Here is a 15680-nt window from a genome sequence, read left to right as displayed (position 1 = left end):
GTTAAATAACATTCAAGAATATTATGAGAATGGTCCTCACTCATTACAAATGATAAATCACTGTTTGTAGATTCATCAATATCATTTGATAAAAGCGTTTTACAAAAAAAAGAAATTACTTTAAATAGTGTAATATGAATGATATATCGAAATAAAAATCTTTCAACATGGCAAATATTTCGACGACTTTGGCCGATGATTACGCCACATAAAATGGGCTTATTTATATCTGCTTTGGCACTTATATTTAATGCTGCTGGTGATACTTTGATGCTATCTTTATTAAAACCCTTGTTAGATGATGGATTTAGTAAAGCTAATAAATCAGTTATACTGTATATGCCATTAGCTATTGTTGGTCTGATATTAATTCGTGGAGTGACAACTTATATATCTAATTACTGTATGTCTTGGGTATCCGGAAATGTAGTGATGAATATGCGCCGTCGTCTTTTCAGGCATATTATGGGCATGCCAGTTGCATTTTTCGATCAACAATCAACAGGAACATTATTATCGCGCATTACTTATGATTCAGAACAAGTAGCTTCTTCGTCTTCTCATGCATTAGTAATAGTAGTACGTGAAGGAGCTTTAATTATCAGTCTATTCATAATGATGCTTTATTATAGTTGGTTATTGTCGCTAGTTTTAATTTTATTAGCACCTATACTTTCTTTTGCAATTCGTATTGTTTCTAAACGTTTTCGCATTATTAGTCAAAATATGCAAAATATTATGGGGCAAGTTACGACTACTGCCGAACAAATGTTACGAGGACATAAAGAGGTCTTAATTTTTGGTGGACAAGAAACAGAAGTAAAACGTTTTTGGCAAATTAGCAATAAGATGCGTCAACAGAGTATGAAACTTGTATCTACAGCATCAATTTCTGATTCAATCATTCAACTTATTGCATCATTAGCTCTGGTTTTTGTACTCTACGCTGCGAGTTTTCCAAAAGTAATCGAGACACTTAGTGCAGGTATTATTACAGTTATGTTTTCCTCAATGATCGCTCTAATGCGACCCGTAAAATCATTGACTAATGTGAACGCACAATTCCAGCGTGGTATGGAAGCATGTCAAACATTATTTAATATCTTAGACAGCGATCAAGAGATAGATAATGGTAAATATGAAATGAACCGTGCAAAAGGTGACATTGAATTTCGTAACGTAACTTTTACCTATCCTGGTCTTGATATACCAGTATTATTGAATATTAATCTTGTCTTGCAATCAGGAAAGACAGTAGCGCTAGTAGGTCGATCAGGTTGTGGTAAATCCACTATAGCAAGTCTGTTGACACGTTTTTACGATGTTAGTCAAGGTCAAATTTTACTTGATGGTCTTGATTTACGTGAATATAGACTGCATTCGCTACGCAATCAAGTTGCTTTAGTTTCGCAAAATGTTCATCTCTTTAATGATACAGTTGCTAATAATATTGCTTATGCACGTCAAGGTCAATATACGCGAGAAGAAATTGAACATGCTGCAACTATGGCACATGCCATGGATTTTATCAAAAAAATGCCTGAAGGTTTAGATACAATAATTGGTGAGAACGGCATTTTACTTTCTGGTGGGCAACGTCAACGAATTGCTATCGCACGCGCCTTACTACGTAACAGTCCTATTTTAATTCTTGATGAAGCCACATCTGCTTTAGATTCTGAATCAGAACATGTTATCCAATTAGCATTAGATACACTTCAAAAAAATCGTACTTCATTAATTATTGCACATCGTCTATCTACAGTAGAGAAAGCTGATGAAATTGTAGTTCTTGAAGAGGGGTGTATCGTTGAACGTGGTACACATAATTTGTTATTAGCACATAAGGGTATATATTCACAACTTTACAAATTACAATTTGGTCAATAATGATAGAACGTATTTGGAGTGGTGAGTCAATATTATGGTTAATCTTATGGCCGTTTAGTTTGATATACGGAATGATTTCTTGGTTAATTAGATTAAGTTTTCAGATTGGATGGCGTAAAATTTGGCGAGCTCCTTGTCCTATAGTGATAGTAGGCAATCTCACTGTAGGAGGTAATGGCAAAACACCGGTCGTCATTTGGCTTGTAGAAGCATTGAAACAACGCGGTTTACATGTGGGTGTTGTATCGCGTGGTTACGGAGGTAAAGCTAAATGTTATCCATTATTAGTAACTAATGAAACATCTACAGTAGAAGCAGGCGATGAGCCAGTAATGATTGCCTGGAGAACAAATGTAGTAGTATCAGTAGCACCACAGCGTCATATTGCAGTAAATGCTTTGTTAAAATTATATAATCTTGATCTCATTATTTGTGATGATGGTCTGCAGCATTATGGATTATATCGTGATCATGAGATTGTTGTAATAGATGGTATACGTCGATTTGGTAACGGTTGTTGGTTGCCAGCAGGTCCAATGCGTGAGCGCGCCTCACGTCTTTCTACCGTACACACTATTATTATAAACGGTGGTAAGGCAGAAGAACATGAAATTTCTATGACTTTAAAACCATGTCAGGCAGTTAATTTAAGGACAGGGCAAATTATATCACTAAATAAATTATCTTTTATTGTTGCTATAGCAGGAATTGGCTATCCATGTCGTTTTTTTGAAATGTTGACAAATGAAGGTATCGATGTAGTAGCAAAATTTGCTTTTGCTGATCACTATATTTATAATGAGTCTGAATTGTGTAATCTTATTAAAGAAAATCAATGTTTATTAATGACAGAAAAAGACGCAGTAAAGTGTCGTAATTTTGCACGACCTAATTGGTGGTATTTACCCGTTAACGTACATCTTCAAGGTTCTGCAGTATGTACGTTATTAGATGATATTACTAAACTTTGTACATCACATCACAATTTACACAGTTCAATTAATAACAATGAATAAAAAAAATTGAAAAAATAATAGAATTATAGATTAAATAATAGCTGTACTAAAAATAATTCTTATGAAAGAAAGAATTAAATAAAATATGTAATATTATATCAAAAAGCAAAATATAGATCATCATGATTTACTTAAAATTCTTGGTTTTTATTTACAAAGGGAAATTTTACTATAGTAAAAAATAAAAAGGCTTGCTTTATAAATATGATAGACAATCTAATATATAATTTTATTCCAGTCTTACTGCAAGTAAATGCACATACTCTTTCTTTAAAAGAAATTGATCGATGAGTTTTGTTGTAATCATTCCAGCCCGATTTGCATCAACACGTTTAGCATCAAAACCATTGGTAGATATTCACGGAAAACCAATGGTCGTCCATATGATGCAATTAGCACAACAATCAGATGCAGATCGTGTAATTATTGCAACAGATCATCCTGATATAGCTTGTGCTGTTCGTTCTGCAGGTGGAGAGGTATGCATGACAAGTTTATCGCATCAATCAGGAACAGAACGTATATGCGAGGTAGTTAAAAAGTATCGGTTTTCTAATAATACTATTATTGTAAATTTACAATGTGATGAACCGATGATTCCACCTTACTGTTTGAATCGAGTAGCGGCTAATTTAGAACGTTTTAATACTAACATAACTACATTAGCTATGTACATTGATAATATAGAAAAAGCCCTAAATCCTAATGTAGTAAAAGTGGTCAGGGACATTCGTGGTTATGCGCTGTATTTTTCACGTGCTATTATTCCCTTCAATCACCCGCGGTCAGCAGAATCAGGCGAGCACATTATCAATGTACTATTGCAGCATATTGGTATTTACGCATATCCTGTACATTTTATTTATCGCTATACCGCTTGGACGCCGTGTGCATTAGAACATATTGAATTATTAGAGCAGCTTCGTACAATTTGGTATGGAGAGAAAATTCATGTTGATGTATTGAGAAAAAATATTTTAAACATAAGCGTCGATACTCCAGAAGACCTGGAACGTGCACGCATCGCAATGATTGCAAAATAATATTTTAAAATCCATTTACTTTACTAATATATAAAATACTTTATATTAATAAACAGACTTTTTTGTATATAAAAATAATATAAATTAAAAAAGTTTTCTTAAGTTTGAAAGCTCTCAATATAGATGCTACAATAGTGCTATAATACGTGAATAGTGTTAATCTATAACATAGTAATAAAAAAAATAATTATAAAGAAAAGCATTTATACTACAATGATTATTAATTATCAAGGTTATAAATTTTCTGGTAATAATACGCAAATATTACTAGAACAACTGGAAATGCAGGGTTTTTGTATACCCTATTCATGTCGTTCTGGTATTTGTGGGAGTTGTAAAATTATACTTGTGTGCGGAATTGTAAAAACAATAAAAAAAAATCAAATAAATTTAGCCGGTGATTCAATTTTAAGTTGTAGTTGCATCCCTGTTAGTAACGTCACATTAGTCTAAATTAAATTTAGAAACTTTTTATGATTTAATAATTAAATACATATTTGTATAAATGTAATAAAAAATGCACGACTTAAAACATTAAAGGTAGCAAACAATATCACTAATTAGAGATGGCCCTTTATAAATAAGACCAGAATAAATTTGGATTAGTGTTGCCCCTGCGTTAATTTTTTCACGTGCAGAAATGAGTGAATCGATACCACCGGCTCCAATAATGGGTAACTGGCCTCGTAATTCTTTAGAGAGACACTGAATAATTTGAGTGCTGCGTAGTTGTATTGGACGACCACTTAACCCACCGATTTCTTCTGCATGTTTTAATCCTATTACAAACGTGCGATTTACAGTAGTATTCGTAGCAATCACACCGTCTATATTATGACGTATTAAACTATCTGCAATCTGTATAACTTCTTCTTGATAAAGATCAGGAGAAATTTTTACAACTACTGGTGTATATCTAACATAGTACTTTTGAAGTTCTTTTTGTTTTAGTTTAATTGCTAAAAGCAAATCATCTAGTGCTTCACCATATTGCAACATGCGCAATTTTGGTGTGTTAGGTGAAGAAATATTAATAGCGATATAACTGGCTTTTGTATAAATTTTCTTCATACAAGTTAAATAATCATCTTTTGCTTTTTCGATCGGAGTTTCTTGATTTTTTCCAATATTAATTCCTAAAATACCTTTAAAATGAGATTTATTAATGTTTTCTACGAGATTATCAATACCATTATTATTAAATCCCATACGATTAATAATTCCTTCAGCTTTAACTAAACGAAAAATGCGAGGCTTCTGATTACCCAATTGCGGTTTCGGCGTTACTGTTCCAACTTCAATAAATCCAAATCCCATAGCATTTAAAACATCAATGTATTCAGCATTTTTATCAAATCCTGCGGCAAGCCCTAGAGCATTAGGAAAATTTAGACCCATACAATTGACTGGTTTTGATTTAAATGTTTTATACAATAGTTTTTTAAATCGTGTTTTATGAATATATTGCAATTTTTTTAAAATAACTTTATTTATATATTCTGGATCAAATTTAAATAAAAACGGTCGAATTATAGAGTATAACATGTATGTTCCTAATAATTTTCGTTTTATACAGTGAGCTTTTGAATATAATTTTAGTAACGTATTAATAAAAATTATAATTTTAGCAAAATATTGAGTACTTGTAGTACATATAAAAACTATCTTAAATTAAAATCAAACTATTGATCTTCCAATGTTTGTATTTAGTAAATTTTAGCAATATATGATGTATGTCCTTCAGATTAATGATCTTATACTTACTTTATACATTATATATCTTATCAACTTATAATATCGGTTAATATTCAAGTTATGGCTTTCTAATAATCACTCGATTTTAATATTAAATTAACTGTTTGGTTTAAACTAAATTAGTTCTAATTGCGTTCTAGTAATTACCGTAAAATTTATTAAAAACAACTTTTGCATTTTTAAAATAAAATTTTTTTGAGACTCACTATTTTTTCTATAAAAACTTTATATAACATAAATATGTTATTTTTTTAACTGTTTCTTAACCATTAAGCACGCTTGTCAAAAGAATTTGCATATACAGCTTTAATAAATAAGTTATATAGTTAGTTAAAAAATTTCATTACGATAACTAACCTGATTCAATTAAAACAGCAAGGCGAAATTATTTTCACCAAAAGGAATTAATATGAAAGTGGTAATAGCAAATATTATAAAGGGTTATATCGCTATTGGTACTGAAGTTGTTATACATGGTTGGATACGCACTCGAAGAGACTCTAAATCTGGTATTTCTTTTTTAACTGTTTATGATGGTTCCTGTTTTGAATCCATACAAGTTATAGTTAATAACTTTTTAAATAATTATCAGAACGAAATACTACGTTTAACAGCTGGCTGTGCTGTAATTGTTAATGGTGAATTAATCAAATCTCTTGGTCAAGGTCAAGAATTTGAAATAAAAGCTGATAAGGTTCATATAGTTGGTTGGGTCGAAAATCCTGATACTTATCCAATATCAGCTAAACGCCATACCATTGAATATTTGAGAGAAGTAGCTCATCTACGTCCACGTACCAATCTAATAGGTGCAGTTACACGTGTTCGCCATGTTTTAGCACATGCATTACATCATTTTTTGAATGAAAATGGTTATCTTTGGATTGCTACACCCTTGATTACTACATTAGATACTGAAGGTGCTGGTGAAATGTTTCGTGTGTCAACATTAAATTTTGAAAATATGCCACGCAACTTTCAAGGTCAAATCGACTTTTCTCAAGATTTCTTTGGTAAAGAAACTTTTTTAACCGTATCAGGACAGTTAAATGCTGAGACCTATGCTTGTGCATTATCTAAAATTTATACTTTTGGTCCAACCTTTAGAGCAGAAAATTCAAATACTACTAGACATTTGTCAGAATTTTGGATGTTAGAATTAGAGGTCGCATTTGCAACATTAAATGACATATCATCATTGGCTGAAGTTATGCTAAAAAACGCATTCAAAGTTGTGTTAGCAGAACGTTATGACGACTTAATGTTCTTTAATAAATACATTGATAAAGCAGTTATTTCTCGTCTAGAACAGTTTATTAAAACTGATTTTATTCATTTAAACTATGCTGATGCCATTAAAATTCTATTAAAAAGCGGCGAGAATTTTGAAGATAAATTACATTGGGGTGATGATCTGTCTTCTGAACACGAACGTTATTTAACTGAAAAATATTTCAAGGCACCTGTAGTAGTAAAAAATTACCCAAAGCATATTAAAGCGTTTTATATGCGTTTGAATGAAGATAATCAAACGGTTGCAGCAATGGATATTTTGGTACCTGGTATAGGAGAAATTATTGGCGGTTCACAGCGTGAAGAACGCCTAGCAGTATTAGATTCGCGTCTGATAGAAACAGGCCTTGATAAAGATAAGTATTGGTGGTATCGTGATTTACGGCGATACGGCACTGTCCCGCATGCTGGATTTGGTTTAGGATTTGACCGATTAGTTTCTTATGTTACTGGTATAAAAAATATAAGAGATGTTATCCCGTTTCCACGTACTCCCCGCAATGCAAATTATTAATATTTTATTTTAAAAGACATATATAGTATAATAAGGCTATTTGAAAATAAATAGCCATTTTTTATATGCTCTATTGTTATAATGCTTATTTCTCTCCTATAATATCATTGATGTGTTTATATGTTTTATTTTCATTTTATTGTTTAGCAAATCTATTGTTTGACATTAAACCAGTAGCGCGTTTTGTTAAAACTTCTAACGACGGACCTACTCATGTTTGAATTGATTTCTGATGCACTTTCCGATCCTATTTTAGGATTAGCTGATCTGTATTACACTGATAAAAGAAAAAATAAAGTTAATTTAGGAATTGGTGTATATAAAGATGAGACTGGTAAAACACCTATTTTGGATAGTGTGAAACAGGCTGAGTTATATTTATTAGAAAATGAATCTACTAAAAATTATCTTAATATTGAGGGCCTATCTAATTTTGCTAATTTCACTCAGGAGATGATTTTTGGAAAAAACAGTACCCTTATTACTTCAGGTCGTACTCGTACAGCACAAATGCCAGGAGGTACTGGTGCATTACGTATAGCTGCCGATTTTCTTGCAAATCAAGTCAATGTAAAACGCATCTGGATAAGTGATCCTAGTTGGCCAAATCATAAAAATGTGTTTAATTCAGCAGGGTTAGAAGTTTGCAGTTATCAATATTATGACAAAAACCACTATAGACTAGATTTTGAAAATATGTTCAAATCACTCCAAAAGGTTCAATCTGGTAATGTAGTATTATTTCATGCTTGTTGTCATAATCCAACAGGAGCTGATCCTACAGTTGAACAATGGATGCAATTAGCAAAATTATCTGAGAAAAATGGATGGTTGCCTCTGTTTGATTTTGCTTATCAAGGATTCGCCCGTGATCTTAAAAAAGACGCAGAAGGAATACGTATTTTTGGAGATACAAATCCAGAATTAATTGTAGCTAGTTCTTATTCTAAAAATTTTGGGCTTTACAATGAAAGGGTAGGAGCATTAACTTTAGTTGCACCTAATAGTAAAGTTGCCACGACAGTATTTAGCCAAGTAAAGTATCACATTCGTGCTAACTATTCTAATCCACCATCACATGGTGCAGCAGTAGTGACAATAATTTTGGGTAATAACGCATTACGTAATATTTGGGAAAAAGAATTAAAGAATATGCGTGAACGTATTCAACGCATGCGATACTTGTTTGTTAATACTCTATTACGAAAGGGTGTTAAAAAAGATTTTAGCTTTATTATTAACCAAAATGGTATGTTTTCTTTTAGTGGATTCAGTGAATATCAAGTATTGCAGTTACGTGAAAAATTTGGTATCTATATTGTAGATTCCGGTCGTATAAACATGGCAGGAATGACATCAAATAATATGTCTACTTTATGTGAAGCCATCATAGCCGTTTTGTAAAAATATCACTATCAATTAATTGAAATTATAGAATATAGCTATACTTCTCTTTAGTATTTTATTGAAGAAAAATATTATTTATACGTTCATAACCTAATGTTGATATTGCACCATGTCCTGGTAAGAATGTAATATCATCGCCCAGTGGCATCAATTTACTTTTAATGGATTTTATAAGATCTCGATAGCTACTTTTGGGAAAATCAGTTCGCCCTATGCTACCTTTAAAAATTACATCGCCAGAAATTAATAAACGATCTATATGAGAGAAAAATACGATATGTCCTGGCGTATGTCCAGGACAGTGTAGTACATTTAATGTAATATTACCAATTTGTACTCTGTCACCTTCTTTAAGCCATCGATCTGGTTTTAATATTGAACACTCTTCTTTCAAGCCAAATTTACTGCTTTGTGTTGACAAACTATTTAATAAAAATGCATCAAGTGGATGAGGACCTAAAATAGGTATTTTGTAATATTTTGCTAATTCACCAGCAGAACCAACATGATCGAGATGGCCATGTGTCAACAATATTTGCGATGGTATTAATGTATGCTTCGAAAGTGTAGCCATAATGGTCTCTGTATCGCCACCTGGATCTACTAATGCTGCCTTCTCAAGATATAATTCATCCCATAATACTGAACAATTTTGAGCGAAGGATGTTACTTGAATAATTTGATAATTCATATTGCTCCATAACTTCTAGTTATTTCATAAGAATGATCAGATACTACGTTCTAGTTTAGGCTTAATATTTAAGATTTTAAACGAATTTTTCATATTAGAGAAAATTTAGTTTTACATATTTCTTGCTGTAATGAAATGCAGACACTAACTTAATATTAAAAATATTATGAAAATTTTCATACATATGCACGTATATATTTACAGTACATGCAGTTTGTATTATATTCTAACTGATAAAATGTGTCAAATATTTGCTATGTGATGTGCTAACTTTATTTAAGTTTTTCTATTTAGATCAAATTAAAAATTAACTAATACTTGCTATTAGTTTAAGAATAAAAATATTACCATTACTACATCTTTACCTATTTATCTAACAAGCCATGTAATGCTATTACATCTCAAATAATTTGTTATATTTTAGTGTATTTTTAATATAGTATATGTATGCGCTATAAAAATTAGCATGTTAAATATAATAAATTTTAACTATATAAAAAATATACTCACCATTTAAATCATATAGATTTTTTTGTCTTGTTAATTATTAATAGTATTTTTTATAATATTAAATATCTTTAATAAAATTATTCCTAATAAGATAGCAGAAGTACAGAATTATATTTCTGAGATTAAATTTAATTAATATTAATCTTTATGATTTAACTAGTTTGAGAATATGATTTTTGCAATATGCCCATCCCTTTAAAATTGTCTCCACAGCAGATATGTTAATTGTTATTATATAATATAGTAATATACCAAACAGACGAATAACTACCTGATATTTTTATATGTTAAATATGCAATGGAATTAAAAAATTAATATGTCAATATATTAATATTTTACATTTTCGGATGTATGTGATATTAATATATTGATAGATTTTAAAAAAAAGATATATCTTTAAATAATCCTACTTTTAAATCGCTTGAATTATAAATAAGTTTACCATCAACGAAAACTTCACCATCTGCTACACCCACTACTAGTTTACGATTGATAATACGTTTAAAATGAATTTTATAAGTTACTTTTTTTGCTGTAGGTAGTACTTGACCAATAAATTTCACTTCACCCACTCCTAGAGCACGGCCCTTACCTTCTGCACCTAACCAACCTAAATAAAAACCGACTAATTGCCACATTGCATCTAAACCTAGACAACCTGGCATAACTGGATCTCCAATAAAATGACAATCAAAAAACCATAATTTAGGATGAATATCTAATTCTGCCTCTACAAAACCTTTTCTAAATTTTCCTCCATCTTTGATCATCTTGATTACACGATCTATCATGAGCATATTACCAGAAGGAAGGGGGGGGCCATTTTTACTAAATAGTTGGCTATGACTTGACGCTATCAAATCTTCTTTTTTATAACATTCGCGTTTGTTTACCATTTTTTAAAATATGCCTTTTATATTTCATGCTTAAATTTTATTAACTATTTGTATACTATTAAAAAATAATCTAATTAAAATAATTTAATAAAATTAAACCATTTTAACCAACGTGAATGATGAGCATGATAGCATTTTTCTTGTTCCTGAAATTGAGCAATACGTTTTCGAATATTATCTACTAATGATTTTCCTTGTGTATTTTTCCAAGCAATCCCGGTAAGTAGCAATAATGCTTCTTCTATTCTATCAATTGTCCAAATAAAAAATCGTTGTGTTCGGACAGCATTGACAACATCTTCTTTTAAACTGAGATCATTTGCATTATTAGCTGGTAAGATTACGCCTTGTTTTCCAGTAAGGCAGCGTGCATTGCAAATATCAAAGAAACTTTCTATTTTTTGATTTAAGCCACCTACTGCTTGAATGTTTCCAAATTGGTCTACTGAACCAGTTACTGCAATTTGTTGATCGAGTGGTTGATTAGATAGAGCACTAATTAATACACATAATTCTGCTAATGAAGCACTATCTCCATCTATTTCAGAATAAGATTGTTCAAATACTAAAGATGCAGAAAAAGGCAGTGGCTCATCTAGCTCAAGTTCGGAAATAAGATAGGCTTTCATAATCATGACGCCTTTTCTATGAATATTACCGCTTAGCTCTGCTTTATGCTCCACATCAATTAACTCTCCATCTCCAGGATAAACAACACAAGTAATACGAGATGGTTCGCCCCACGAACGTGGATGACCACGTAAGTCAACAGTTGATAAACTATTAATTTGCCCTATTACCTTCCCGTTAGTTTGAATATTAATTTGTTTAAATAAAATCTCGTTACGCATGTGATCTGTAAGAAAACTTTCTTGCCACAGACGCATATTAACTGCTGATGTTAGAGTTTTTGCGTTTAGTAAGTTACTGCTACTGTCTAGCATGATATCTTCGATTTGACGGCGTAACCAACACGGGCAAAGAGGTAATATTTTTTGATTACCAGTCATACGTACTGCTTCGTTAATAAGCTTTGGCCAAAAATTAATCTCTGGTTGAGGTAAATGAAGCAATTTTATTTGTGCTAATATCCATCGACACCAAGAGCGCATATCATCATCTTTTAGTATTAATAAATTTTCTTCAAACTCACTATAGGAAGCTATTTGATAAATTTCAGGATTTAATTCTTCAAAACTAGCCAATGCATTTCGATCGCCGCATAATATAAGTCGAACTGCTAAAGGTAATGGTGGAATAAATACAGGTAATGGCGGATTTTGTTCTTGTGTGTACCAATCAAAACGACCTTGCTCAAGGCATTTACGTAGACGTCGCCACAGCAGAGGCTGTGCTAACAAAATATTTAATGATAAAATTAACGTTCCCCCATTCGCACGATGGATTAGGCCTGGTTCAAGTTTAAGCGCATTTTTATATTGACGTACACAGCCAAAGAGTTGTTCGGATTCAATCCAATTTGTATAAAATATACCACCTTGACTAGTAAAGGAATCTTTAGAATTATTGGGAGGTAACAAATTAATTTTGTTATCTATAATACGATAATTTCCACCGTACAGAGCGATTTCTGTATGTTGAAAAAGTTTTGATGCCGATGCAATCCAACTTAGATAATTATTATTTTCTTGGCTATGTAATAATAAAATCGGAAGATTAATGTGGTTTTTGTAATGCAAATGTGCTAAAGCCTTCATAAGACGTGGCTGAACGGCAGCAAAACTCTCATTACTATCTTGTAATGAAAGATGCGAAAATATAGATTGATAGCAAGTACTATCAGGTTGTAGCATTCGCCACATAAGTTGAGTAATAGTCAAGATTTTCGTATTTAGATTTAAAAAAATCTGATTATATAGAATTTAACTTCATACTGCTATTGTTGGAAAATAAAATTGTCTCTAGAAAATCAGTGAACAGAGCATATGTTTAATTCTTATAAACTGAAATAATCAATCATTTTAAAAATTAATTATAAATTTATTTCGTTATTTAAAAAGTAAATTATAGTTAATATAAAAATTGATAGGGTAATTTATATTATTCGAATTTCATTCTTTAATAATGAAAAACCCCGCTAAAACGGGGCTTGTTGATAATTTTGAATAATATTAAGTCTTTTAAACTTGTGTTTTAGTAATCACTTGTTTAAAACCCTTTATTTTTATTTCAACGCGACGATCCGGTGCTAGACAATTGATTAATGCCTTATGTCCTTTCACATTATTACAAGTATTGCCAGTGACTGGATTAGATTTTCCCATACCATGCACAGAAATTTTGTCAGTTGGAATTCCTTTTAAAACAAGGTATTCGATAACAGAATGTGCACGTTGTTCGGATAATTTTTGATTATATTTTTTGGAACCCATACGATCGGTAAAACCCAAAACGACAACGGAGTCATCCTTGGTATCCATAGATTTTAATTCTTGATACAGTTTATCCAGAATTTGTTGACCTTGTAATTTCAAGGTAGCACTATTGAAATCAAATAAAACATCAGACTTCAAAGTAAAACGCTCAGTTTTAACAACCGGGGTCGATGATATAATAGTGGGTGAAACAGCTGGTCGCGTAGGTTGATTTTGAAAGAAACGGTACGAAACACCAATACTTAATAGACCATTGTCAGGACGCATACCGATAGTATAAGCATCACCTATATTGTTAACCCATTGGTAATCTAAGCGAGTAGCGAAATTTTTAGTAATTGCGTATTCAACGCCAATAGCAGCTAATGGAGCAATTCCATTATCACGATTGTTAACAAACTCCATATATGAATGGTGTTGCATAGAATCAGCAGTCCATAGCATAAAGCCTAAACGAGCATATAAATCCGCATGAGGACTAATTCGACGGCTTAATTTAGTTGTTAGCTGTAAACCATGTGCTTTAAATGAGCCGTTAACTATAACTCCTTTATTTGCCATACGACCTAACCAATCATAGCCTAATTCAAATCCAAGATGTGGGTTAGCTTGGTAACCTAAAAATCCACGTAGTCCAGGATGACATTTGGTGCTTGGACCTTGGTTTGGGCGGTAATGGTTACCATAAAAATTAATATCATGGTAATTAGACCAGCCCATTGCAACACCATTATACCAGGTATTATCTCTAGGGGTGGCCTGCACTACCGTAGCGAAACCAGCCAATACCACTGCCATTGCGATAGCTGTTTTTTTCATTATTGTTATGCCTCGTTATCATAGAAAAATGAGCAAAAAGGAAGCTCTTGATTATAGTATTTTACTCGGTCAAAATCCTCACTGATTACTCTGCAAAAAACTGCATATTATTATGGGCTCCCTAGCGACATAAAGTCTACAACGAGATTGAAAAGTTACAAGTAATATATAATTCTAGATTATAAAAAAACATGTACTTAATATTTTTAAAATCCAAAATTGAATTTTTATATATGTTACTTAATATATAGTACTCTTTATGTATAAAAGTACTTATTTAATTTAAATATTTTTTAGAATTATAACGAAATATTATAATTTAACAATAAATTATAATATTTCGTTATAATATGCCTTTTAATTAATTATCAATAATTATCTTGTGTAGTATAGTAAATACTATATTTATCCTCGGATAACTTTTCGTTATTATTTTAATTTTAGCTACTATTGACTGATAGTGGATAAAATTATTCAAATGATTTATTTTTTATTGATGTGGTTGTATAGTAATTATGTTAAAACGTATAATATATCATATTAACTAATTAGTATGCTAATGCTTTATTGTAATGAAAATTTTTTTGCATCATTGAAAGAGATGCAATGTACATGAATATAAATATTTTTGTAAAATTTATAGTTTTTTATAAATCTTTAAGATTTTTTACCATACTCAATAAAATATGCATTTAGATCTTGATGGTTAATTGTTATTGCATATCTTATAAAGATGAAAATTTTACAAAAATTTATTAATTTGATAAAATCATCAAAATAGATCAATGTATAGTTTGTTATAACATTAAAGTTAATATCATATTTTTGTTTGCGAAATATACAACTATAGCATTGTATGTTTATAGGAAAAATTTATATTTTTACATTAAAATGGTTCAGAATATTTAATATGATTTGAAAATTAGATAGTATTTAATTGATTTATTATGGTCAGTAAGTATTATAAAAAATCTAACAGTGTTCAGTGTATGCAGCATATTTACATTCAATTAAATTTGGATAAATTAAGTGATCTTTTAAGATATTTCATAGAATTGAATTTATGTTATTCCCATATCAAAATTTTTTATACATTTTATGCTAAGGAATACAGAGTATATTTAATTATTTACTAACAAATTGGTAATTTATTAGTTTTTTATAATTGAATAAACAAACTAACATCCTTAATAATAGATGATTTGATCATTTTTATAAAATTTAAATTTCACCTGAATATAATTAGGTATTTAATTATATCATATTTTATCTATTCTAAGAAGATAATCAAAAATATAATTTTAAAATTATTTAGCGCAAAGTATATTTGCATAATATTTTACTATTTACTACAATGATTGTTACTACAATGATTGGCAGTAACAGTAACAAAAAAAATAAAAAAATTTTGAAATTAATATTTTTTAAAAATATTAAATCATAACAAAT

11 protein-coding genes are annotated in these 15680 nt (G+C 30.6%); 6 read left to right on the top strand and 5 right to left on the bottom strand.

The features are described 5' to 3' along the window. The first annotated feature begins 138 nt into the window (after positions 1-138). The 4 genes from msbA to BMSBPS_RS01720 all read left to right on the top strand — a co-directional run bounded on the left by msbA (position 139) and on the right by BMSBPS_RS01720 (position 4402). Complete coding sequence (gene msbA, locus BMSBPS_RS01735; protein ID WP_022564705.1) at positions 139-1890, top strand: lipid A ABC transporter ATP-binding protein/permease MsbA; 1752 nt, start codon at positions 139-141, stop codon at positions 1888-1890. Further along, a complete protein-coding gene (lpxK, locus tag BMSBPS_RS01730; protein WP_046201121.1) occupies positions 1890-2906 on the top strand; it encodes a tetraacyldisaccharide 4'-kinase in 1017 nt (338 codons plus the stop codon). The genes msbA and lpxK overlap by 1 nt, the downstream gene beginning before the upstream one ends. A gap of 287 nt (positions 2907-3193) precedes the next feature. Continuing rightward, positions 3194-3949 (top strand): 3-deoxy-manno-octulosonate cytidylyltransferase, encoded by a 756-nt coding sequence (gene kdsB / locus BMSBPS_RS01725; RefSeq protein WP_022564703.1) that lies wholly within the window; start codon positions 3194-3196, stop codon positions 3947-3949. 213 nt (positions 3950-4162) lie between these two features. Beyond that, positions 4163-4402, top strand: coding sequence for a 2Fe-2S iron-sulfur cluster-binding protein (locus BMSBPS_RS01720; protein WP_022564702.1), 240 nt, complete (start codon positions 4163-4165; stop codon positions 4400-4402). Positions 4403-4483: 81 nt separating this feature from the next. Here the strand turns inward: BMSBPS_RS01720 and pyrD are convergent, their stop codons facing one another. Continuing rightward, on the bottom strand, positions 4484-5494 hold the full coding sequence (gene pyrD / locus BMSBPS_RS01715) for a quinone-dependent dihydroorotate dehydrogenase (RefSeq protein WP_022564701.1): 1011 nt from the start codon (positions 5492-5494) through the stop codon (positions 4484-4486). 619 nt (positions 5495-6113) lie between these two features. Between pyrD and asnS the strand changes: the two genes are divergently transcribed. Next, the gene (gene asnS, locus BMSBPS_RS01710) at positions 6114-7511 is read left to right on the top strand and encodes an asparagine--tRNA ligase (protein ID WP_022564700.1); all 1398 of its coding nucleotides are present in this window, start codon (positions 6114-6116) and stop codon (positions 7509-7511) included. A 213-nt stretch (positions 7512-7724) separates the two neighbouring features. Further along, positions 7725-8915, top strand: coding sequence for an amino acid aminotransferase (locus BMSBPS_RS01705; protein WP_046201120.1), 1191 nt, complete (start codon positions 7725-7727; stop codon positions 8913-8915). 58 nt (positions 8916-8973) lie between these two features. Here the strand turns inward: BMSBPS_RS01705 and BMSBPS_RS01700 are convergent, their stop codons facing one another. The 4 genes from BMSBPS_RS01700 to ompA form a co-directional block, all read right to left on the bottom strand. After that, positions 8974-9609, bottom strand: a complete 636-nt coding sequence (locus tag BMSBPS_RS01700) for an MBL fold metallo-hydrolase (RefSeq protein ID WP_022564698.1) — start codon at positions 9607-9609, stop codon at positions 8974-8976. An 888-nt stretch (positions 9610-10497) separates the two neighbouring features. Further along, a complete protein-coding gene (gene fabA / locus BMSBPS_RS01695; RefSeq protein ID WP_022564697.1) occupies positions 10498-11016 on the bottom strand; it encodes a bifunctional 3-hydroxydecanoyl-ACP dehydratase/trans-2-decenoyl-ACP isomerase in 519 nt (172 codons plus the stop codon). A 74-nt stretch (positions 11017-11090) separates the two neighbouring features. After that, positions 11091-12857, bottom strand: coding sequence for an AAA family ATPase (locus tag BMSBPS_RS01690; RefSeq protein ID WP_070097429.1), 1767 nt, complete (start codon positions 12855-12857; stop codon positions 11091-11093). 300 nt (positions 12858-13157) lie between these two features. Further along, positions 13158-14231, bottom strand: a complete 1074-nt coding sequence (gene ompA / locus BMSBPS_RS01685) for a porin OmpA (RefSeq protein ID WP_046201119.1) — start codon at positions 14229-14231, stop codon at positions 13158-13160. Between the last annotated feature and the right edge of the window lie 1449 nt (positions 14232-15680).

Origin of the sequence: Candidatus Pantoea carbekii (assembly GCF_000971765.1) — a bacterium.
GTDB lineage: Bacteria > Pseudomonadota > Gammaproteobacteria > Enterobacterales > Enterobacteriaceae > Pantoea_A > Pantoea_A carbekii.
This window is presented reverse-complemented; position numbering and strand designations above follow the sequence as displayed.